The organism is Azospirillum brasilense (genome assembly GCF_007827815.1).
GTDB classification, from domain to species: domain Bacteria; phylum Pseudomonadota; class Alphaproteobacteria; order Azospirillales; family Azospirillaceae; genus Azospirillum; species Azospirillum brasilense_C.
Genome location: NZ_VITH01000007.1, coordinates 246561 through 267234, shown reverse-complemented (window position 1 = coordinate 267234; position 20674 = coordinate 246561). Strand labels below are relative to the sequence as shown.

Annotated in this window: 18 protein-coding genes and 3 tRNA genes; all 21 read right to left on the bottom strand. The window is 65.1% G+C overall.

Annotation, left to right across the window (positions count from 1 at the left end):
* Window positions 1-8: 8 nt before the first annotated feature.
* The 21 genes from FBZ83_RS16420 to FBZ83_RS16320 all read right to left on the bottom strand — a co-directional run bounded on the left by FBZ83_RS16420 (window position 9) and on the right by FBZ83_RS16320 (window position 20634).
* Complete coding sequence (locus FBZ83_RS16420; protein ID WP_014240132.1) at window positions 9-1535, bottom strand: NADH-quinone oxidoreductase subunit M; 1527 nt, start codon at window positions 1533-1535, stop codon at window positions 9-11.
* Between the two features lie 24 nt (window positions 1536-1559).
* Window positions 1560-3662: an NADH-quinone oxidoreductase subunit L gene (gene nuoL, locus FBZ83_RS16415; protein WP_145684847.1), complete on the bottom strand. Its 2103-nt coding sequence runs from the start codon at window positions 3660-3662 to the stop codon at window positions 1560-1562.
* Window positions 3663-3671: 9 nt separating this feature from the next.
* Entirely contained in the window at window positions 3672-3980 is a 309-nt protein-coding gene (nuoK, locus tag FBZ83_RS16410) for an NADH-quinone oxidoreductase subunit NuoK (protein WP_014240130.1), read from the bottom strand.
* A 2-nt stretch (window positions 3981-3982) separates the two neighbouring features.
* A complete protein-coding gene (locus FBZ83_RS16405; RefSeq protein ID WP_114858448.1) occupies window positions 3983-4597 on the bottom strand; it encodes an NADH-quinone oxidoreductase subunit J in 615 nt (204 codons plus the stop codon).
* Between the two features lie 36 nt (window positions 4598-4633).
* On the bottom strand, window positions 4634-5122 hold the full coding sequence (gene nuoI / locus FBZ83_RS16400; protein ID WP_014240128.1) for an NADH-quinone oxidoreductase subunit NuoI: 489 nt from the start codon (window positions 5120-5122) through the stop codon (window positions 4634-4636).
* Window positions 5123-5216: 94 nt separating this feature from the next.
* Window positions 5217-6227 carry an NADH-quinone oxidoreductase subunit NuoH gene (nuoH, locus tag FBZ83_RS16395; RefSeq protein WP_014240127.1) on the bottom strand — a complete coding sequence of 337 codons (1011 nt, stop codon included), beginning with the start codon at window positions 6225-6227 and terminating at the stop codon, window positions 5217-5219.
* Window positions 6220-8292, bottom strand: coding sequence for an NADH-quinone oxidoreductase subunit NuoG (nuoG, locus tag FBZ83_RS16390; RefSeq protein ID WP_145684845.1), 2073 nt, complete (start codon window positions 8290-8292; stop codon window positions 6220-6222). The genes nuoH and nuoG overlap by 8 nt, the downstream gene beginning before the upstream one ends.
* A gap of 15 nt (window positions 8293-8307) precedes the next feature.
* Window positions 8308-9600: an NADH-quinone oxidoreductase subunit NuoF gene (nuoF, locus tag FBZ83_RS16385; RefSeq protein WP_014240125.1), complete on the bottom strand. Its 1293-nt coding sequence runs from the start codon at window positions 9598-9600 to the stop codon at window positions 8308-8310.
* A gap of 10 nt (window positions 9601-9610) precedes the next feature.
* Window positions 9611-10228 carry an NADH-quinone oxidoreductase subunit NuoE gene (nuoE, locus tag FBZ83_RS16380; RefSeq protein ID WP_145684843.1) on the bottom strand — a complete coding sequence of 206 codons (618 nt, stop codon included), beginning with the start codon at window positions 10226-10228 and terminating at the stop codon, window positions 9611-9613.
* Window positions 10225-11373 carry an NADH-quinone oxidoreductase subunit D gene (locus FBZ83_RS16375; protein WP_035673062.1) on the bottom strand — a complete coding sequence of 383 codons (1149 nt, stop codon included), beginning with the start codon at window positions 11371-11373 and terminating at the stop codon, window positions 10225-10227. The genes nuoE and FBZ83_RS16375 overlap by 4 nt, the downstream gene beginning before the upstream one ends.
* A gap of 68 nt (window positions 11374-11441) precedes the next feature.
* Window positions 11442-12071 (bottom strand): NADH-quinone oxidoreductase subunit C, encoded by a 630-nt coding sequence (locus FBZ83_RS16370; protein ID WP_014240122.1) that lies wholly within the window; start codon window positions 12069-12071, stop codon window positions 11442-11444.
* A 24-nt stretch (window positions 12072-12095) separates the two neighbouring features.
* Window positions 12096-12638 (bottom strand): NuoB/complex I 20 kDa subunit family protein, encoded by a 543-nt coding sequence (locus FBZ83_RS16365; protein WP_014240121.1) that lies wholly within the window; start codon window positions 12636-12638, stop codon window positions 12096-12098.
* Window positions 12629-12997 (bottom strand): NADH-quinone oxidoreductase subunit A, encoded by a 369-nt coding sequence (locus FBZ83_RS16360; protein WP_014240120.1) that lies wholly within the window; start codon window positions 12995-12997, stop codon window positions 12629-12631. Before FBZ83_RS16360 ends, FBZ83_RS16365 begins: the two co-directional genes overlap by 10 nt.
* A gap of 346 nt (window positions 12998-13343) precedes the next feature.
* Window positions 13344-13420: transfer RNA gene (locus tag FBZ83_RS16355), tRNA-Asp, on the bottom strand.
* A 162-nt stretch (window positions 13421-13582) separates the two neighbouring features.
* A tRNA-Val gene (locus tag FBZ83_RS16350) sits at window positions 13583-13657 on the bottom strand.
* Window positions 13658-13764: 107 nt separating this feature from the next.
* Window positions 13765-14037 (bottom strand): HU family DNA-binding protein, encoded by a 273-nt coding sequence (locus FBZ83_RS16345; protein WP_038528397.1) that lies wholly within the window; start codon window positions 14035-14037, stop codon window positions 13765-13767.
* 164 nt (window positions 14038-14201) lie between these two features.
* Window positions 14202-16616, bottom strand: a complete 2415-nt coding sequence (gene lon, locus FBZ83_RS16340; RefSeq protein ID WP_145684841.1) for an endopeptidase La — start codon at window positions 16614-16616, stop codon at window positions 14202-14204.
* A gap of 285 nt (window positions 16617-16901) precedes the next feature.
* Window positions 16902-18170 carry an ATP-dependent Clp protease ATP-binding subunit ClpX gene (gene clpX, locus FBZ83_RS16335; RefSeq protein WP_014240114.1) on the bottom strand — a complete coding sequence of 423 codons (1269 nt, stop codon included), beginning with the start codon at window positions 18168-18170 and terminating at the stop codon, window positions 16902-16904.
* Window positions 18171-18386: 216 nt separating this feature from the next.
* Window positions 18387-19022: an ATP-dependent Clp endopeptidase proteolytic subunit ClpP gene (clpP, locus tag FBZ83_RS16330; protein WP_145684838.1), complete on the bottom strand. Its 636-nt coding sequence runs from the start codon at window positions 19020-19022 to the stop codon at window positions 18387-18389.
* 101 nt (window positions 19023-19123) lie between these two features.
* Entirely contained in the window at window positions 19124-20458 is a 1335-nt protein-coding gene (gene tig / locus FBZ83_RS16325) for a trigger factor (protein ID WP_145684836.1), read from the bottom strand.
* Between the two features lie 91 nt (window positions 20459-20549).
* A tRNA-Leu gene (locus FBZ83_RS16320) sits at window positions 20550-20634 on the bottom strand.
* Between the last annotated feature and the right edge of the window lie 40 nt (window positions 20635-20674).

Sequence of the window (20674 nt, the reverse complement as noted above, 5' to 3'; positions counted from 1 at the left end):
CGGAACCTCTAGCGCGCGGCGACGGAGACGTCGGCCCCGCCCTGAGCGGCGGCCAGCTTGGTCTGGTAGGTCTGGATCAGCTGCCCGACCGACGCCGAAGTGACGTTCAGGAAGCTGTTCGGGTAGACGCCCATCCACAGCACCACGACGATCAGCGGCAGGAAGATGGCAACCTCGCGGGTGTTCAGGTCGAACATCGCGCGGACGTCCGCCTTGACCAGCTTGCCGTACACGACGCGGCGGAACAGCCACAGCGCGTAGGCCGGGCCCAGGATCAGGCCGGTGGCGGCCAGGAAGGCGACCCAGGTGTTGTCGCGGAAGGCGCCGAGCAGGACCAGGAACTCGCCGACGAAGCCGGAGGTGCCCGGCAGGCCGACCGAGGCCATGGTCATGAACAGGAAGACCACCGCGTATTTCGGCATGTTCTTCACCAGACCGCCGTAGCGGGCGATCTCGCGGGTGTGCAGCCGGTCATAGACGACGCCGACGCAGAGGAAGAGCGCGCCCGAGACGATGCCGTGCGACAGCATCGTGAAGATCGAGCCCTCGATGCCCTGCTGGTTCAGCGCGAACATGCCGATGGTGACGAAGCCCATGTGGGCGACGGACGAGTAGGCGATCAGCTTCTTCATATCCTCCTGCGCCAAGGCGACGAGGGAGGTGTAGATCACCGCGACGATCGACAGGGCGTAGACCATCGGGGCGAAATACTCGGTCGCCTCGGGCAGCATCGGGATGTTGAAGCGCAGGAAGCCGTAGCCGCCCATCTTCAGCAGAACGCCGGCCAGGATGACCGACCCGGCGGTCGGCGCTTCGACGTGGGCGTCGGGGAGCCAGGTGTGCACCGGCCACATCGGCACCTTCACCGCGAAGGACGCGAAGAAGGCCAGCCACAGCCAGAGCTGCATGTTGCGCGGGAAATGGGTCGCCGTGATCGTCGGGATGTCCGTCGTGCCGGCCGCGAAGTACATGGCCAGGATGGCCAGCAGCATCAGGACCGAACCGAGCAGCGTGTAGAGGAAGAACTTGAACGCCGCGTAGACGCGCCGCGCGCCGCCCCAGACACCGATGATCAGGAACATCGGGATCAGCACGCCCTCGAAGAACATGTAGAAGAGGACGAAATCCAGCGCGCAGAACATCCCCACCATGAGGGTTTCCAGCACGAGGAAGGCGATCATGTATTCCTTTACCCGGGTCTGCACCGCCTCCCAGGAGGAGAGGATGCAGAGCGGCATCAGGAAGGTGGAGAGGATGACGAACAGCATCGAAATGCCGTCCACACCCATGTGGTAGGAGATCCCGAACTCGGGAATCCACGCCGCCTTCTCCACGAGCTGGTAGCCCGGGTTGCGCGGGTCGAAGTTGAACCAGATGAACAGCGACAGGACGAAGGTGATGACCGTCGTCCAGAGCGCGACGTAACGGACGTTCCGAACCACATCCGGCGTGTTGCCCCTGCAGAAGAGCAGGATCAGCGCCACACCGGCCAGCGGCAGGAAGGTCGTGAACGACAGGAGCGGCCAGCTAGCCATTGTTCTTGTTCCCCTTCAAACCGCTCAACCGAACACAGACAGCCAGGCGACCAGCAGCACCACGCCGATCACCATCGCGAAAGCGTAGTGATAGACGTAGCCGGACTGGAGGCGGCTGGCGCGCGCCGCGACGTCGCGGGTGACGGCGGCGATCCCGTCCGGACCGACACCGTCGATCACGGCGCCATCGCCGGATTTCCACAGGCCGTAGCCCAGATACTTGGCCGTACGCACGAACAGACGGTCGTACAGCTCGTCGAAATACCACTTGTTGTACAGGAACTGGTGCACGCCACGGAACGTGCCGGCGACCTTCTCGGGCAGGCCCGGGATTGCCATGTACATGATGTAGGCGAGCGCGATGCCGATCAGGCCGACGACCAGCGGAGCCAGCTTGACCCAGCCCGGGGTGTGGTGATGGGCCGCCTCGATGCTGTTGTTGTCCGCCAACACCAGGATGGTCTTGCCCCAGAAATGCTCCATGCTGTGGCCGATGAACAGCTCGTGGAAGCCGAAGCCGGCGAACAGCGCGCCCACGGCCAGGACGCCCAGCGGGATCAGCATGACGATCGGCGATTCATGGGCGTGGTCGAAGACCGACTTCTCCATCCGCGGCTTGCCGTGGAAGGTCATGAACAGCAGGCGCCAGGAGTAGAAGGCGGTCAGCAGGGCCGCGGCGATGCCGAGCGCGAAGGCGAACTTGCCGACCGGGCTGGCCGAGGCGAAGGCCGCCTCCAGGATCATGTCCTTGGAGTAGTAGCCGGCGAAGAAAGGCAGACCGGCCAGCGCGAGGTTGCCGATCCACATCACCGCGTAGGTGAAGGGGATCTTCCGCCAGACGCCGCCCATGTTGCGCATGTCCTGCTCATGGTGCAGGGCGTGGATCACCGAGCCGGCGCCGAGGAACAGCAGGGCCTTGAAGAAGGCGTGCGTGAACAGGTGGAACATCGCCGCGCCGTAGGCGGAGACGCCCGCGGCGAAGAACATGTAGCCGAGCTGGCTCATGGTCGAATAGGCGATGACGCGCTTGATGTCGAACTGGGTGAACCCGATGGTCGCCGCGACGAAGGCCGTCAGGGCGCCGACCACGGCCACGATCTCCAGCGCCGTCGGGGCGTATTCGAAGACCGGGGACAGGCGGCAGACCATGAACACGCCGGCGGTCACCATGGTGGCCGCGTGGATGAGCGCCGACACCGGGGTCGGGCCCTCCATGGCGTCCGGCAGCCAGGTGTGCAGGCCGAGCTGGGCCGACTTGCCCATGGCGCCGATGAAGAGCAGCAGGCAGGTGATGGTCAGCGCGTCGAAGTTCCAGCTGAGGAAATGCAGCGTCTGGCCGGCCAGCTCCGGCGCCTTGGCGAAGATCGCGTCGAACTGGACGGAGCCCGTCAGCACGAAGATCGCGAAGATGCCGAGCACGAAGCCGAAGTCGCCGACGCGGTTGACCAGGAACGCCTTGATCGCCGCGTTGTTGGCCGAGGGCTTCTCGTACCAGAAGTTGATGAGCAGGTAGGAGGCGAGACCCACGCCTTCCCAGCCGAAGAAGAGCTGCACGAGGTTGTCGGCCGTCACCAGCATCAGCATGGCGAAGGTGAACAGCGACAGGTAGCCCATGAAGCGCGGCTTCTGCGGGTCCTCGGCCATGTAGCCGATGGAGTAGAGGTGGACCATCGACGAGACGGTGTTGACCACCACCAGCATGACCGCGGTGAGCTGGTCGACGCGCAGCGCCCAGGACAGGTCCAGGCCGCCGCTGCGAATCCAGCTCATCAGCTCGATCGTGCGGGGATGGCCGCCGACGGCGACGTCGAAGAACAGCACCCAGGACAGGACCGCGGAGAGCAGGACGGCACCGGTGGTGACGAACTGTGCGGCGCGGTCGCCCACGGTGTGCGGCCCGGCGACGACGTGATGGTCGTCGTGCCCATCGTCATGATGCGCATCATCGTGATGCTCGTCGTGAGCGTGCGCACCGTGCCCATGGGCGTCGTGGCCATGACCGTGGTCATGCCCATGGTGATCGTGGCCGCCGGCATGCGCCGGCTCCGCCTTCGGCCCGCCGAACAGGGCGATGGAACCCGCGACGAGGAACGCCAGGAGCGGGAGGAATACGACAAGGACTTCCATGGCGCTGCCTTAGCCCCTCATCAGATTGATGTCTTCGACCCGGATGGAGCCGCGGTTGCGGAAGTACACCACCAGGATGGCGAGACCGATGGCCGCCTCGGCGGCGGCGACGGTCAGGATGATCATGGAGAAGACCTGCCCGACCAGATCGTTCAGGAAGACCGAGAACGAGACCAGATTCAGGTTCACGGCGAGCAGCATCATCTCGATCGACATCAGGATGATGATGACGTTCTTCCGGTTGAGGAAGATGCCGAGGACGCCGAGCGTGAAGATGATGGCCGAGACCGTCAGATAATGCCCGAGACCGATTTCCATGATCACACGCCCTCCCCGGTCGGCACCTTGCGGATGGCGACCACGTCCTCGCGCCGACGGGCGAGCTGGGAGCCGATGTTCTGCTTCCGGACACCCTCGCGCTGACGCAGGGTCAGGACGATGGCGCCGATCATGGCGATCAGCAGCACGATGCCCGACGCCTGGAACAGATAGACGTAGTGGGTGTAGATCAGCTGACCGAGCTGCTCGGTGTTGGTCGCACCGGGCATCGCCGCAACCGGCGCCGAGGCGGCCTTCTCCGCGGCCGGCGCGATGATCCAGCCGCCGAGAACGGCGGCCAGTTCGGCCAGCAGGATGAGACCGATCAGCCCGCCGATCGGCAGGTACTGGAGCGCGCCCGCCCGCAGCTCGCGGAAGTTGATGTCGAGCATCATCACCACGAACAGGAACAGCACCGCGACCGCGCCCACATAGACGATCACCAGGATCATCGCGATGAACTCGGCCCCGAGCAGCACGCACAGGCCGGCGGCCTGGAAAAAGGCCAGGACCAGATAAAGGACCGAATGAACCGGATTCCGCGCCGAGATGACCATCACACCGGAGGCCACCAGCAGCGCAGCAAAGACGTAGAAGGCGATGCCTTGAACAATCATCGTTATCCCCGTTTCCGCTTACCGCACTGCAAAGACTTACCGGTACGGCGCCTCGGCCGCGAGGTTCTGGGCGATTTCCGCTTCCCAGCGGTCGCCGTTCGCCAGCAGCTTCTGCTTGTTGTAGAAAAGCTCTTCACGGTTCTCGGTGGAGAACTCGAAGTTCGGCCCCATCACGATGGCGTCCACCGGGCAAGCCTCCTGGCAATAGCCGCAGTAGATACACTTCGTCATGTCGATGTCGTAACGCGTGGTGCGGCGGCTGCCGTCCTCACGCGGTTCGGCCTCGATGGTGATGGCCAGGGCCGGACACACCGCCTCGCACAGCTTGCAGGCGATGCAGCGTTCCTCGCCGCCGGGATACCGGCGCAGGACGTGCTCGCCGCGGAAGCGGGGGCTGATGGGGCCCTTTTCGAACGGGTAGTTCAGGGTCACCTTGGGCTTGAACATGTAGCGCAGGGTGAGCCCGAGGCCGCCCAAAAGTTCGGTCAGGAACAGGCTGCGCGCCGCACGATCGAGGAACGCCATGGCCTCTTCGTCTCCTTCCTAGCGGGCGCCCCGTTCCGGGTAGCGCCCGCGCTTTCTCTTTGAAACTCGATCCGATGGTCCGTTCAGGCGCCGGTCATTTCGGCAGCCAGCCGAACGTCACCAGCACGCCGGCCGTCAGCACGACCCACAGCAGCGAGAACGGCAGGAACACCTTCCAACCCAGACGCATCAGCTGGTCGTAGCGGTAGCGCGGCATGGTCGCGCGGACCCACACATAGACGAACAGGCAGAAGGCGATCTTCAGGGCGAACCAGATCGGGCCGGGGATCCACGTGAAGGGCGCGAACGGCAGCGGCGGCAGCCAGCCTCCCAGGAACAGGATGCTGGTCATCGCGCTCATCAGGATCATGTTGGCGTATTCGCCAAGGAAGAAGAGCGCGAAGGGGGCCGAGCTGTATTCCACCATGAAGCCGGCCACCAGCTCCGACTCGCCTTCCGGCAGGTCGAAGGGCGACCGGTTGGTTTCCGCCAGCGCCGAGATGAAGAAGATGACGAACATCGGCAGCAGCGGGATGGCGAACCAGATCGTCTCCTGCGCCTCGACGATCTTCGTCAGGTTCAGCGAGCCGACGCAGAGCAGGACGGAGATGATGACGAGGCCCATCGAGACCTCGTAGGACACCATCTGCGCCGCCGAGCGCAGCGCGCCGAGGAAGGCGTAGCGCGAGTTCGACGCCCATCCGGCCATCACGATGCCGTACACGCCCAGCGACGAGATCGCGAACAGGTACAGGATGCCGACGTTGATGTCGGCCAGCACCATGCCGTAGTCGAAGGGAATGACCGCCCAGGCGACCAGCGCCAGGAAGAAGGTCAGCATCGGCGCCAGATAGAACACGAAGCGGTTCGCGCCGACCGGCAGGATCTGCTCCTTCGCGAACAGCTTCAGGCCGTCCGCGAACGGCTGCAGAAGCCCGAACGGGCCGACGATGTTCGGTCCCTGGCGGAGCTGCATGGCGCCCATGATCTTACGCTCGGCGTAGGTCATGAAGGCCACGGCCACCAGGAGCGGCACGACGATCGCCAGGATCTTGAGGACGATGATGATCAGCGGCAGAAGGAAGCCGCTCCAGAACTCAGCCATGGGTACCGGTCCTCTCCTGAGCGCTCTCGGCGGGCTTCACAAACGTCTCGGCGCAACGAGCCATGGTCACCGAGGCGCGGCTGATCGGATCGGTCATGTAGTAGTTCGCGACCGACGAGAAGAAGGGCGAGTCGTCGACCAGTCCTTCCACGCCGAACGGCGCCCAGGGGGCCGGCGTGACCGTGCCGACCGCCGCGAAGACCGGGTTGACCTCGGCCAGACGGCGACGGATCTGCGTCAGGCTGTCGTAGGGCAGCTTTTGGCCGAGCTGTTCCGACAGGGCGCGCAGGATCTTCCAGTCCTCCCGCGCCTCGCCGGGCGGGAAGGTGGCGAGACGCGCCTGCTGCGGGCGGCCCTCGGTGTTGACGTAGAGGGCGTTCTTCTCGGTGTAGGCTGCACCCGGCAGGATGACGTCGGCGCGGTGGGCGCCCTTGTCGCCGTGGTGGCCCTGGTAGACCACGAAGGCGTTGCCGAGCGCGGCGGTGTCGATCTCGTCGGCGCCCAGCAGGTACACCACGTCGATCTCGCCCTTCCCTGCCCCCTCGACGATGCCGGCGGTGCCGCGACCGCCCTCGCCCGGCAGGAAGCCGATGTCGAGACCGCCAACGCGGGACGCCGCCGTGTGCAGCACGTTGAAGCCGTTCCAGCCGTCCTGAACCACGTTGAAGGTCTCGGCCAGCTTGCGCACCGCGGCCTGGACGGCGGCGCCGTCCTTGCGGCGGAAGGCACCGGCGCCGAGGATGACCATCGGGTTCTTGGCGCCGCGCAGCGCGTCGGCGAAGGCGTGCGTGCCGTCGACGAGCTGCTGCAGGGCTTCGGTGCCCGTGCCGAGATGGCTATACGGGTAGGTCAGCTCGCGGGCCTCGCCGATCACCGCGACCTTCAGGCCACCCATCAGGTAGCGCTTGCGGATGCGGGCGTTGACGATGGTGGCTTCCCAACGCGGGTTGGTGCCGACCAGCAGGATGACGTCCGCCCGCTCGATCCCGGCGATGCCGCTGTTGAACAGGTAGCCCGCACGGGACGACGTGTCGAACAGGGCGCCGTCCTGGCGGCAGTCGATGTTGGCGGAGCCGAGGCCCGCCATCAGCTCCTTGAGCGCCAGCATGGACTCGGTGTCGGCCAGATCGCCGGCGATCGCGGCGATGCGGTTGCCCGGAACACCCTTGACCTTGGCGGCGACGGCCTGGAAGGCCTCGGCCCAGGTTGCCGGCTGGAGCTTGCCGTCCTTGCGGACGTAGGGGCGGTCGAGACGCTGGCGCTTCAGCCCGTCATAGGCGAAGCGGGTCTTGTCGGCGATCCACTCCTCGTTGACGTCCTCGTTGACGCGCGGCAGGACGCGCATCACCTCGGGGCCGCGGGTGTCGACCCGGATGTTCGAGCCGACCGCGTCCAGCACGTCGACCGTCTCGGTCTTGCGCAGCTCCCACGGACGGGCCGTGAAGGCGTAGGGCTTGGACAGCAGCGCGCCCACCGGACAGACGTCGGCGAGGTTGCCCGACAGCTCCGACCCGATGGCCTTCTCGACGAAGGTGGTGATTTCCATGTGCTCGCCGCGGTTCACCGCGCCGAGGTCGGGAACGCCGGCGATCTCGTTCACGAAGCGGATGCAGCGCGTGCAGTGGATGCAGCGCGTCATCTCGGTCCGGATCAGCGGCCCCATGTACTTGTCCTGGACGGCGCGCTTGTTCTCGCCGTAGCGGCCACGGTCGAAGCCGTAGGCCATCGCCTGGTCCTGGAGATCGCACTCGCCGCCCTGGTCGCAGATCGGACAGTCCAGCGGGTGGTTGATCAGCAGGAACTCCATGACGCCCTTGCGGGCCTTGTGCACGAGCTCGGTGTTGGTCTTGACGACCATCCCGTCGCCGCAGGGCATGGCGCAGGCGGCCACCGGCTTCGGCGCGCGCTCCATCTCCACGAGGCACATGCGGCAGTTCGCCGGCACGCTCAGACGTTCGTGGTAGCAGAAGCGCGGGATCTCGATGCCCAGCTGTTCGCAGGCCTGCAGGATCGAGGTGCCCGGCTCGACTTCGATCTCGATCCCGTCGATGGTGAGTTTCGGCATGGGAAACCGGGCTCCTTACTCGGCCGCCAAGGACTTGGCGGCGTTGCGATAGTCGAGGATGCGGCGCTCGACCTCCGGCCGGAAATGCCGGAACAGGCCCTGGATCGGCCAGGCCGCGGCATCGCCGAGCGCGCAGATGGTGTGCCCCTCGATCTGCTTGGTGACCTCCAGCAGCATGTCGATTTCCTCGACCCGCGCGTTGCCGGTCACCATGCGCTGCATGATGCGGTTCATCCAGCCGGTGCCCTCGCGGCACGGCGTGCACTGGCCGCAGCTCTCATGGGCGTAGAACTGGGACAGGCGGGCGATGGCCTTCACCACGTCGGTGGACTTGTCCATCACGATCACCGCCGCGGTGCCCAGGCCGGACCGCACGTCGCGCAGGCTGTCGAAGTCCATCAGGACCGTGTCGCAGATCGACTTCGGCAGCAGCGGCACCGACGAGCCGCCGGGGATGATCGCCAGCAGGTTGTCCCACCCGCCGCGCACGCCGCCGGCGTGCTTCTCGATCAGCTCCTTCAGCGGAATACCCATCTCCTCTTCCACGTTGCACGGCTTGTTGACGTGCCCGGAGATGCAGAAGAGCTTGGTGCCGGTGTTCTTCGGACGGCCGAGACCGGCAAACCACGCCGCACCGCGGCGCAGGATGGTCGGAACCACCGCGATGGACTCGACGTTGTTCACCGTGGTCGGGCAGGAATAGAGACCGGCCTGGGCGGGGAACGGCGGCTTGTTGCGCGGCTGGCCCTTCTTGCCCTCGATGGACTCGATGAGCGCCGTCTCCTCGCCGCAGATGTACGCGCCCGCGCCGCGGTGGATGTAGATGTCGTAGTCGTAACCGGTACCGCAGGCGTTCTTGCCGATCAGCCCCGCCTCGTACGCCTCGTCGATGGCGCGCTGGACGTTGGAGCCTTCGTTGTAGAACTCGCCGCGGATGTAGATGTAGCAGGCGGACGCGCCGATGGCGAAACCGGCGATCAGGCAGCCTTCGATCAGCTTGTGCGGATCGTGGCGCAGGATGTCGCGGTCCTTGCAGGTGCCCGGCTCGCCCTCGTCGGCGTTGATGACGAGGTAGACCGGCTTGTCCGTCACGTTCTTCGGCATGAAGGACCACTTCATGCCGGTCGAGAAGCCGGCGCCGCCGCGCCCGCGCAGGCCGGACTCCTTGACCTGCTCAATGATCCATTCCTTGCCCTGGGCGATCAGGGCCTTGGTGTTGTCCCAGTCACCACGCTTCCGGGCGGCGTCCAGGCCGAAGCTCTGGTAGCCGTACAGGTTGGTGAAAATGCGGTCCTCGTCGCGAAGCATCGCATCCCCCTCAATCGGCCGTGGTGGTGAAGGCCTTCAGAGTCGTCGGGCCGCCCACCGGTTCGGAGGACTGCCGGCCGATCTGCGAGCCGTGCTTGGGGACCTCGCCGCCCTTGAGGGCGTCGATGATCTTTTCCATGTGTTCCGGGCTGACGTCTTCATAGTAGTCGTCGCCGATCTGGACCACCGGCGCGTTGACGCAGGCGCCCGAGCATTCGACCTCGCGCAGCGTGAACTGGCCGTCGGCCGTCGTCTCGCCGACACCGATGCCCAGCTTGCGCTCGCAGGTGTGCACGATGTCGTCCGACCCGCGCAGCCAGCACGGCGTGGTCGTGCAGACCTGGATGACGTGCTTGCCGACCGGGGTCTTGTTGTACATCGTGTAGAAGGTCGCGACCTCGTACACGCGGATGCGCGGCATGCCGAGCAGGTCGGCCACGGCGTCCATGGCGACGCGCGGCAGCCAGCCCTCGCTCTGGCGCTGGGCCAGATCGAGCAGCGGCATGCAGGCGCTGGCCTGCTTGCCCGCCGGGTACTTCGCGATGATGGCCTTTGCCCGTTCCAGATTTTCCGGAGTGAAGGCGAAGGAGGCCGGCTCCTTGGCCGGGTCGTGAGCCGGGGCGCTCATCGGTCAATTTCTCCGAACACGATGTCCATGGACGCGATGTTGGCCACCGCGTCGGCCAGCATGTGGCCCTTCGACATGAAGTCGAGGCCCTGCAGGTGGGCGAAGCCCGGCGCGCGGATCTTGCAGCGGTACGGCTTGTTCGTGCCGTCCGAGACCAGATACACGCCGAACTCGCCCTTCGGCGCCTCGATGGCGGTGTAGGTTTCGCCCGCCGGGACGTGGAAGCCCTCGGTGAAGAGCTTGAAGTGATGGATCAGCGCTTCCATCGACCGCTTCATCTCGCCGCGCGGCGGCGGGGAGACCTTGCGCTCCTCCGCGCGCACCGGGCCTTCGGGAAGCTCCTTCAGGCACTGGCGGATCATGCGGTTGGACTGGCGCATCTCCTCCATGCGGACGAGGTAGCGCGCCCAGCAGTCGCCGGTCAGGCCGACCGGCACGTCGAAGTCCATGCGGTCGTAGACTTCGTAGGGCTGCGACTTGCGCAGGTCCCAGGCGACGCCCGAACCGCGCAGCATCGGGCCGGTGAAGCCCCAGTTGAACGCCTCTTCCTTGGTGACGACGCCGATGTCGACGGTCCGCTGCTTGAAAATGCGATTGTTCGTCAGCAGATTGTCAATGTCGTCAACAAACTTCGGGAAGCGCTCCGTGAACTCCCAGATGTCGTCGGTCAGGCCAGCGGGCAGATCCCAGGCGACGCCGCCGGGACGGAAGTAGTTCGCATGCAGGCGCGCACCGCACACACGCTCGTAGAACTCCATGAGGATCTCGCGTTCCTCGAAGCCCCACAGCGCCGGCGTGATCGCGCCGACGTCGAGCGCGCCGGTGGTGATCGACAGGATGTGGTTCAGGATGCGCGTGATCTCGGAGAAGAGGACGCGGATGTACTGGGCGCGCAGCGGCGCCTTGATCTGCAGCAGGTTCTCGATGCCGAGCACATAGGCGTGCTCCATGCACATCGGGCTGACGTAGTCCAGGCGGTCGAAATACGGAACGGCCTGCAGATAGGTCTTGTACTCGATCAGCTTCTCGGTGCCGCGGTGCAGCAGGCCGATGTGCGGGTCGCAGCGCTCGACGACCTCGCCGTTCAGCTCCATCACCAGACGCAACACGCCGTGGGCCGCAGGGTGCTGCGGCCCGAAGTTCATGGTGTAGGGCTTGATCTGGGTCTTGCCGCCGGACTGGCCGGCGGAGGGGTGTGCGGACGTGGCGATGGTCACGGCTTGCTCCCGGTGTCAGGGGCCTGGGCCTTCTCGTCGCCGGGCAGCATCACGTTCGTCATGCCTTCCCAGGGCGACAGGAAGTCGAAGCTGCGGAAATCCTGCGTCAGGCGGACGGGTTCGTAGACGACGCGCTTCTGGTCCTCGTCGTAGCGGCACTCGACATAGCCCGTCATCGGGAAGTCTTTGCGCAACGGGTGACCTTCGAAACCGTAATCGGTCAGGATGCGGCGCAGGTCCGGATGGTCGGAGAAGAAGATCCCGAACATGTCCCAGGTTTCACGCTCGAACCAGCCCGCCGCGTTGTACACCGGCACGGCCGAAGCCACCGGGGTGTCCTCGTCGGTCGTGACCTTCACGCGGAGGCGCCGATTGTGCTTGTAGCTCAAAAGGATGTAGACGACCTCGAAGCGTTCCTCCCGCTCCGGCCAATCCACAGCGGTGACGTCGAGCAGCTGCTCGAACGAGCAGGTCGGATCGTCGCGCAGGAAGGTGAGCGACTTGATGAGCGAGGGCCGGCGGACGGTCACCATCAGCTCGCCAAGCTTCAGCTCGACCTTCAGGACGTCATCGCCGAGCGTCGCGGCGATATGGTCCCCAAGTTCCTTCAACGCCTGTTCGGACATGGCCAGGACCTGCCTTTTTCTTATTCAGCGAGCGATGCGGTTGCCGCGCCGGATCTTCTTTTGGAGTTGCAGAATGCCGTAGACCAGCGCTTCCGCGGTCGGAGGACAGCCCGGCACATAGATATCGACCGGAACGATCCGGTCGCAGCCGCGCACCACCGAGTAGGAATAGTGATAGTAGCCGCCGCCGTTGGCGCAGGAGCCCATCGAGATCACCCAGCGCGGTTCCGGCATCTGGTCATAGACCTTGCGCAGCGCGGGGGCCATCTTGTTGGTCAGCGTGCCGGCCACGATCATGCAGTCGGACTGGCGTGGGCTGGGGCGCGGAATGACGCCGAAGCGGTCCAGGTCGTACCGGCTCATGTAGGCGTGGATCATCTCCACCGCGCAGCAGGCCAGACCGAAGGTCATCGGCCACAGGGAACCGGTGCGGGCCCAGGCGAGCACGTCCTCGTACTTCGCCGTGATGAAGCCCTTTTCCTGGATCTCCTCGGTGACCGCGCGGAGATAGGCGTCCTGTTCCGGTCCGGGCGGAATCGGCGCCAGCTTGGCAGCCTCTACTCCCATTCCAGAGCTCCTTTCTTCCACTCGTAAATGAAGCCGATGGTCAGGATCCCCAGGAACACAATCATCGACCAGAAGCCGAACAGGCCGATGTCCCCGAGCGCCACGGCCCACGGGAACAGGAAGGCGACCTCGAGGTCGAAGATGATGAAGAGGATGGAGACCAGGTAAAACCGCACGTCGAACTTCGTGCGGGCGTCCTCGAACGGCTCGAAGCCGCACTCGTAGGGGGAGAGCTTCTCCGAATCCGGATTCTTCGGGCTGATGACGTAAGACGCGCCAACCATCACCACGGCCAGCGCGATACCGATCAACAGGAACACCAGGATCGGAAGGTACTCAATGATCAGCGGGTTGGTCACCGCGGTCCTCCCATAAGCCCACGCCACGATCGCCGGTACGGCCCGTAATCGGCCGACGCGCGGTGTCGTGGCTGGAATGCCTTGGATTAGCCCATCAGACGGGCCGGAATATATGACGAGAGCGTGATCAAGGAAAGCGCTTTGAATCGCTTTCGGCCAACGAATCCACTCTGCGGAAATGAGCGGATGTCCTTGGTATTACCAAACTTTTTAAATGACCCTTCTCTCTATCCGGCTTATCGGATATGCGGGTCGAGCTAACCGGATATAGGGATCACGAGCCCGTCGGTAAAGCCGCGAACGCTTCGTTTTCAATACGAAAAGGAGAGAGGAGATGATGGGAGAATGGCGCGAGTGACGGGACTTGAACCCGCGGCCTCCGGCGTGACAGGCCGGCGCTCTAACCAACTGAGCTACACCCGCGCAACGCGGCGACATCAACTGCGCAGAACAAGCGTCCGTGTCAGGGGGCGCAGCGCAGTGTCCAGGGCAGTCGCCCATCGCCGATGGGCGGTTTCTATCCGCCCGACGCATCGCCTGTCAATCACGAATTTGAAAAGTGCCGGTCCGGATGGCCGGGCGCGCTGGTGGGCGATGAGGGTTTCGAACCCCCGACCCTCTCGGTGTAAACGAGATGCTCTACCGCTGAGCTAATCGCCCGCGCCGCGCCAATGCCCGAACGTTCCGCTCAGACAAAAGCAAAGCCGGCCAGCGGGTGCTGACCGGCGCGCACTATGCCCGGATTGACTCGGCCGTTCAAGACGTCATCACTTCAGACCGTCCTTCAGCGTCTTGCCCGGCTTGAACTTGGGCTGTTTCGACGCGGGGATGGCGATCTTCTCGCCGGTGCGCGGGTTCCGGCCCTCGCTGGCGGCGCGCTCGGACACCGCGAAGGTGCCGAAGCCGACCAGGCGGACCTCCTCGCCGTTCTTCAACGAGTCGGCGATGCCATCAAAAACCGCATCGACCGCCTTGGTCGCATCAGTTTTAGACAAACCCACAGCATCGGCGACGTGCGCCACCAGATCGTTTTTGTTCACTTACTTCCCCCCTTCCCGCTTCGGCAAAGAAAATGGAAGCAAAGCCGCCCAATGACTTCGCGCTTTCAAACGATAAACGCGACATCGCCCGCCCGTCAATTGCAGACGGGCGGGCGATGCGACGCGCGATGGCGCTTTAACGGCGCTTTAAACGCCGGACGGGATCAGTGACGCAGCACCTCGCCGCCGCCGTCGGGCTGCGGCTTGGCGACCGCCGGCTCGACCGCTTCCGGCTCCTTCCACTCGATCGGCTCGACTGCGCGGACCAGGGCGTGCTTCAGGACGTCGTCCACCGTGCTGACCGGGATGATCTCCAGCCCGCGCTTCACGTTGTCCGGGATCTCAGCGAGATCCTTCTCGTTGTCCTTCGGGATCAGCACATGCTTGAGGCCGCCGCGCAGAGCGGCCAGCAGCTTCTCCTTCAGGCCGCCGATCGGCAGCACACGGCCGCGCAGGGTGATCTCACCGGTCATCGCCACATCCTTGCGGACCGCGATGCCGGTGAGGACCGACACGATCGAGGTGATCATCGCCACGCCGGCCGACGGACCGTCCTTCGGGGTGGCGCCTTCGGGCACGTGGACGTGGATGTCCCGCTTCTCGAAGAGCGTCGGCTTGATGCCGAAGGCGGTGGCGCGCGACTTGACGTAGCTCTCGGCCGCCTGCACCGACTCCTTCATGACGTCGCCGAGCTTGCCGGTGGTGGTCACCCGGCCCTTGCCGGGCAGGGCAACCGCCTCGATGGAGAGCAGCTCGCCGCCGACTTCCGTCCAGGCCAGACCGGTGGTCACGCCCACCAAGTCCTCAAGCTCCGCCTCGCCGAAGTGGAAGCGGCGGACACCGGCGTACTTGTCGAGGTTCCGGCGGGTGACCGAGACCTTGGCGCCGGCGGAGCCCTTCATCAGGATCTCCTTCACGGCCTTGCGGCAGAGGTTGGCGATCTCGCGTTCCAGGCTCCGGACGCCGGCTTCCCGCGTGTAGTAGCGGATCAGGTCACGCAGCGCGTCGTCGGAGATGGCGAACTCGCCCTTCTTGAGGCCGTTGGCCTCCACCTGCTTCTCGATCAGGTGGCGCTTGGAAATCTCGACCTTCTCATCCTCGGTGTAGCCGGCGACTCGGATGATCTCCATGCGGTCCAGCAGCGGCTGCGGCATGCGCATCGTGTTGGCCGTGCAGACGAACATCACGTCCGACAGATCGTAGTCGACCTCCAGGTAATGGTCGTTGAAGGTGCCGTTCTGCTCGGGGTCGAGGACCTCCAGCAGGGCCGACGACGGGTCGCCGCGCCAGTCGGCGCCGAGCTTGTCGATCTCGTCCAGCAGGAACAGCGGGTTGGACGACTTCGCCTTCTTCATGCCCTGGATGACCTTGCCGGGCATCGAGCCGATGTAGGTGCGCCGGTGGCCGCGGACCTCGGCCTCGTCCCGCACGCCGCCGAGCGACATGCGCACGAAGTTGCGGCCCGTGGACTTGGCGATCGACTTGCCGAGCGAGGTCTTGCCGACGCCGGGCGGCCCGACGAGGCAGAGGATCGGCCCCTTCACCTTGTTCATACGGTTCTGGACCGCGAGATACTCGAGGATGCGTTCCTTGACCTTCTCCAGGCCGTAATGGTCGGCGTCGAGGATCTTCTGCGCGAGCTTCAGGTCCTTCTTCACCTTGGTGCGCTTCTTCCACGGAATGGACAGCATCCAGTCCAGGTAGTTGCGCACCACCGTCGCCTCGGCCGACATCGGGCTCATGGAACGCAGCTTCTTCAGCTCGGCCAGGGCCTTGTCGCGGGCTTCCTTGGAGAAGCGGGTCTTGTTGATCTTCTCTTCCAGCTCGGCCGACTCGTCGCGGCCGTCCTCGGTCTCGCCGAGTTCCTTCTGGATCGCCTTGAGCTGTTCGTTGAGGTAGTACTCGCGCTGGGTCTTCTCCATCTGCCGCTTGACGCGGTTGCGGATGCGCTTTTCCACCTGCAGGACGCCGATCTCGCCTTCCATGAAGGCATAGACCCGCTCCAGCCGCTCCGACACCGTGGCGCATTCCAGGAGCTGCTGCTTCTCCGGAATCTTCAGCGCGAGGTGGGAGGCGACGGTGTCCGCCAGCTTGCCCGGCTCCTCGATCTGGTTGATCGAGACCAGGACCTCCGGCGGGATTTTCTTGTTGAGCTTGATGTACTGCTCGAACTGCGAGACGACGGCCCGTCCCAGCGCCTCAAGCTCCTGGCTTTCCCCGACCTTCTCCTCGACGAGGTCGGCGTGGGCCTGGAAGAAATCCTCGTTCTCGGCGAACTTGGTGATGGACGCGCGCTGGCCGCCCTCCACGAGCACCTTCACCGTTCCGTCGGGCAGCTTCAGCAGCTGCAACACGGTCCCAACGGTGCCGACGCTGTAGATATCGGCCGGCGTCGGATCGTCCTGCGCGGCGTTCTTCTGGGTGACGAGAAGGATCTGCTTGTCGTCCTTCATCACGTCTTCCAGGGCGCGCACGGATTTCTCGCGGCCGACGAAAAGAGGCACGATCATGTGGGGGAAAACCACGATGTCGCGGAGCGGCAGGACCGGATAGAGGGCACCACGAGGGATTTCGAACATTGATTGGGCCTCTTTCATTGGGACGCCGTCAGCCCGGGATGGGCCTGGGAAGACCCCCGCCTCGGGGGATGAGCACAGGGATCGAAAACCGGCACTTTTTCTAACGTGGCACAGCCATAGCCCCCCTTCAAGGGCCAGAACCCCAATTCCGTATGGCGGTGCGGCATGCCGGTCCGGCCGCGCCGCGGCCCGGCCGGCGCCCCAAATGTCCGCAAATGCCGGAAACGACGAAGGGCGCCCAAAGGCGCCCTTCCCCGTATCCGATGCTGATCGGCCGTGACAACCTCAGGCACCCGGTGCCTGCTGCTCCCCGCGGCGCTCGGCGTGGACGTAGAGCGGCTTGGCCCGCCCCTCGACCACCTCCTTGTTGACCAGGATGCTCTCCACCCCGGACAGGCCGGGCAGGTCGAACATCGGGTCGAGCAGGATCGACTCCATGATCGACCGCAGGCCGCGCGCGCCGGTCTTCCGCTGGATCGCCTTGTGGGAGATCGTGCGCAGGGCGTCGTCGGAGAATTCCAGACGGACGTCTTCCATCTCGAACAGGCGCTGGTACTGCTTGACCAGGGCGTTCTTCGGCTTGGTGAGGATCTCGACCAGGGCCGACTCGTCCAGATCGGCCAGCGTGGCAACCACCGGCAGACGGCCGATGAACTCGGGGATCAGGCCGAACTTCAGCAGATCCTCGGGCTCGACCTCGCGCAGGATGTCACCGGTCGAGCGCTCGTCCGGACCACGGACGTCGGCGCCGAAGCCAATCGACGTGCCCTTGCCGCGCTGCGCGATGATCTTGTCCAGCCCGGCGAAGGCGCCGCCGCAGATGAACAGGATGTTGCTGGTGTCGACCTGCAGGAACTCCTGCTGCGGGTGCTTGCGGCCGCCCTGCGGGGGCACGGAGGCGACGGTGCCTTCCATGATCTTCAGCAGGGCCTGCTGCACGCCCTCGCCCGACACGTCGCGGGTGATCGACGGATTGTCGGACTTCCGGCTGATCTTGTCGACCTCGTCGATGTAGACGATGCCGCGCTGCGCCCGCTCGACGTTGTAGTCGGCGGCCTGGAGCAGCTTGAGGATGATGTTTTCGACGTCCTCACCGACATAGCCCGCCTCGGTCAGGGTCGTGGCGTCGGCCATGGTGAAGGGAACGTCGATGATCCGGGCGAGCGTCTGGGCGAGCAGCGTCTTGCCGCAGCCGGTAGGGCCGACCAGCAGGATGTTGGACTTCGCCAGTTCGACGTCGTTGTGCTTCGTGCCGTGCGCCAACCGCTTGTAATGGTTGTGCACCGCAACAGAAAGGACCCGTTTCGCGTGATGCTGGCCGATCACGTAATCGTCCAGTACCGCATGGATGTCGCGCGGGGTCGGCACGCCGTCGCGGGACTTCACGAGGGTCGTCTTGTTCTCCTCGCGAATGATGTCCATGCACAGCTCGACGCATTCATCGCAGATGAACACCGTCGGACCGGCAATCAGCTTGCGGACCTCGTGCTGGCTCTTGCCGCAAAAGGAGCAGTAGAGCGTGTTCTTCGAATCGCCGCTGCTGGACTTGCTCATCGGTACTCCGTCATCTCGCGGGGGACTGATCCGTATACCCTGTCAACCGCCTTCGGCGTCCCCCGACGCCGGTCCTTTCAAAGGTTGTCACGGGGAAGGCCCGCGACAAGGTTAACGCATCCGCTCACTCATCCTTCGAACCCGATCCATCGGACCGGTTCCCCATCATTCAACAACAGGGAACCGGCGCAATCAATCATTAGTTCGCGCGTGCCCTCAGGCGGCGCTGCCGTCGCCGACCGAGCCGGGGCGCTTTTCCACGACCTCGTCGATCAGGCCGAAGGCCTTGGCCTCTTCCGGCGACATGAACTTGTCACGCTCCATGGCCGCCTCGATGGTGTCGAGCGACTGGCCGGTGTGCTTGACGTAGATGTCGTTGAGGCGCGAACGCAGCTTCAGGATCTCCTGGGCCTGGATCTCGATGTCCGAGGCCTGGCCCTGGGCGCCGCCCGACGGCTGGTGGATCATGATCCGGCTGTTGGGCAGCGAGAAGCGCTTGCCCGGCGCGCCGGCGGCGAGCAGGAGCGAGCCCATCGAGGCCGCCTGCCCCATGCACACCGTCGACACCTGCGGACGGATGTACTGCATGGTGTCGTAGATGGCGAGGCCGGCCGAGACGTAGCCGCCCGGCGAGTTGATGTAGAGCGCGATGTCCTTGCTCGGGTTTTCCGATTCCAGGAACAGCAGCTGCGAGCAGATCAGGCTGGCGACGGCGTCGTTCACGCCACCGATCAAGAAGATGATCCGTTCCTTCAGCAGGCGCGAGTAAATATCGTACGCTCGTTCGCCCCGGTTGGTCTGCTCGATGACCATCGGGACCAGAGCATTCATCTTCGGTTCGAAGTCGTACATGGTGGTCTTCCCTGCTCCCGCAGCTCGGTTAGTCGTCTGAGCAGTCTACATATAGGAATGGAAAGGGGCGACCGGTAGGCCGCCCCTCAACCTTTCTGACGTCAGGCCGCCTCGGCCTCCTCGTCGGGGTCCTTCATAAGCTCTTCGGCGGACACCGGCTTCTCGCTGACCTTGGCCTGGTCCAGGATGTAGTCGACGACCTTGTCCTCGAAGATCGGGGCGCGGAGGTTTTCCAGCGCTTCCCGGTTCTGCTTGAAGAACTCGAACACCTGACGCTCCTGGCCGGGGAAGCGGCGGGCTTCCGCGATCAGGGCGCGGTTGATCTCGTCCTGGGTCACCTGGATGTCGTTGCGGCGGCCGATCTCCGACAGCAGCAGGCCCAGGCGCACGCGGCGCTCGGCGATGCCACGGTACTCGGTCTTCAGCTCCTCTTCCGGCTTGCCGGCGTCCTCACCGGCGGTGCCGTTCTTCAGCTCCTGCTGAAGGCGCTGCCAGATGCCCTCGAACTCAACGTCCACCATGCCCGGCGGGACCTCGAAGGAGTGGGCCTCGGCCAGCTTGTCGAGGAGCTGGCGCTTGACGCGCAGGCGCGACACGTTGGCGTACTCGCTCTTGATGCGGTCGCCGACGGCCTCGCGCAGCTTCTCCAGGCTCTCCATACCGAACTCCTTGGCGAGGTCGTCGTTGACCTCGGCCGGGACGTTCTTGCGGAGTTCCTTGACGTCCACCTCGAACACGGTGTCCGCGCCCTTCAGGCGGTCGTGCGGGTAGTCGGCCGGGAAGGTGACCTTCACCGTGCGGTGCTCGCCGGCCTTGGCGCCGACCAGCTGGTCCTCGAAGCCCGGAACGAACTGGTTGGCGCCCAGTTCCAGCGGGTAGTCCTTGCCGTCCATGCCCGGCAGGGCCTCGCCATCGACCGAACCGGCGAAGTCGATCACGGCGATGTCGCCCTTCTCGGCCGCGCGGTCCTCGGTGACCGGGGCCTGCACCGAATGGGCGGAGGCCAGACGGGTCAGCGCCTCGTCGACGGCCGAGTCCTCGACCGTGGCGACCGGCTTCTCAAGCTCCAGGCCGCTGAGGTCGCCCGGCTCGATGTCCGGCAGAAGCTCGACGCCCATGGTGTAGGACAGGTCGCCGCCGTCCTCGTACTTCTCGACGTTGATCTTCGGCTGCATGGCGATGCGCAGGCCACGCTCGTTCAGCGCCTGGCGCGAGCTGTCGGCGATCGCATCCTCCAGAGCCTCGGCCAGCACGCTGCCGCCGTAGCGCTGCTTGATCACGGCAACCGGCACCTTGCCCGGACGGAAGCCGGGGAGCTGCACCGTCCGGCGCAGCTCTTCGAGCCGGCCCTGCACCTTCTGTTCGATATCCTGGGCGGAAATGACGACCTTGTACTCGCGCTTCAGGCCGTCGGCGCTGGTCTCGGTGATGTTCATCGGAACGAAAGCCTATCTCGTTGTCCGGCCCGGCGGCGCCCGTCCGGGCGGCCCGAAACCGTGTGTTCCCATGCGGTCCAAGCTGTTGCCATGGTGCGGGCGAAGGGACTCGAACCCCCACGACCGAAGTCACCGGAACCTAAATCCGGCGCGTCTACCAGTTCCGCCACGCCCGCAATGGCATAGACAGCCCGCGACGGGTGCGGAACACCCGAC

What these genes read in the sequence shown, in the direction of transcription:
- tig (WP_145684836.1), bottom strand. Translation starts at nt 20,458, where the DNA reads ATGAACATCACCGAGACCAGCGCCGACGGCCTGAAGCGCGAGTACAAG.
- lon (WP_145684841.1), bottom strand. Translation starts at nt 16,616, where the DNA reads ATGTTCGAAATCCCTCGTGGTGCCCTCTATCCGGTCCTGCCGCTCCGC.
- nuoH (WP_014240127.1), bottom strand. Translation starts at nt 6,227, where the DNA reads ATGGCTGAGTTCTGGAGCGGCTTCCTTCTGCCGCTGATCATCATCGTC.
- nuoG (WP_145684845.1), bottom strand. Translation starts at nt 8,292, where the DNA reads ATGCCGAAACTCACCATCGACGGGATCGAGATCGAAGTCGAGCCGGGC.
- clpP (WP_145684838.1), bottom strand. Translation starts at nt 19,022, where the DNA reads ATGTACGACTTCGAACCGAAGATGAATGCTCTGGTCCCGATGGTCATC.
- FBZ83_RS16420 (WP_014240132.1), bottom strand. Translation starts at nt 1,535, where the DNA reads ATGGCTAGCTGGCCGCTCCTGTCGTTCACGACCTTCCTGCCGCTGGCC.
- nuoK (WP_014240130.1), bottom strand. Translation starts at nt 3,980, where the DNA reads ATGGAAATCGGTCTCGGGCATTATCTGACGGTCTCGGCCATCATCTTC.
- FBZ83_RS16370 (WP_014240122.1), bottom strand. Translation starts at nt 12,071, where the DNA reads ATGTCCGAACAGGCGTTGAAGGAACTTGGGGACCATATCGCCGCGACG.
- nuoL (WP_145684847.1), bottom strand. Translation starts at nt 3,662, where the DNA reads ATGGAAGTCCTTGTCGTATTCCTCCCGCTCCTGGCGTTCCTCGTCGCG.
- clpX (WP_014240114.1), bottom strand. Translation starts at nt 18,170, where the DNA reads ATGAGCAAGTCCAGCAGCGGCGATTCGAAGAACACGCTCTACTGCTCC.
- FBZ83_RS16375 (WP_035673062.1), bottom strand. Translation starts at nt 11,373, where the DNA reads ATGAACTTCGGGCCGCAGCACCCTGCGGCCCACGGCGTGTTGCGTCTG.
- FBZ83_RS16405 (WP_114858448.1), bottom strand. Translation starts at nt 4,597, where the DNA reads ATGATTGTTCAAGGCATCGCCTTCTACGTCTTTGCTGCGCTGCTGGTG.
- nuoF (WP_014240125.1), bottom strand. Translation starts at nt 9,600, where the DNA reads ATGCTTCGCGACGAGGACCGCATTTTCACCAACCTGTACGGCTACCAG.
- nuoI (WP_014240128.1), bottom strand. Translation starts at nt 5,122, where the DNA reads ATGGCGTTCCTCGATCGTGCGGCGCGCAGCCTGTTCCTGACCGAACTT.
- FBZ83_RS16365 (WP_014240121.1), bottom strand. Translation starts at nt 12,638, where the DNA reads ATGGGAGTAGAGGCTGCCAAGCTGGCGCCGATTCCGCCCGGACCGGAA.
- nuoE (WP_145684843.1), bottom strand. Translation starts at nt 10,228, where the DNA reads ATGAGCGCCCCGGCTCACGACCCGGCCAAGGAGCCGGCCTCCTTCGCC.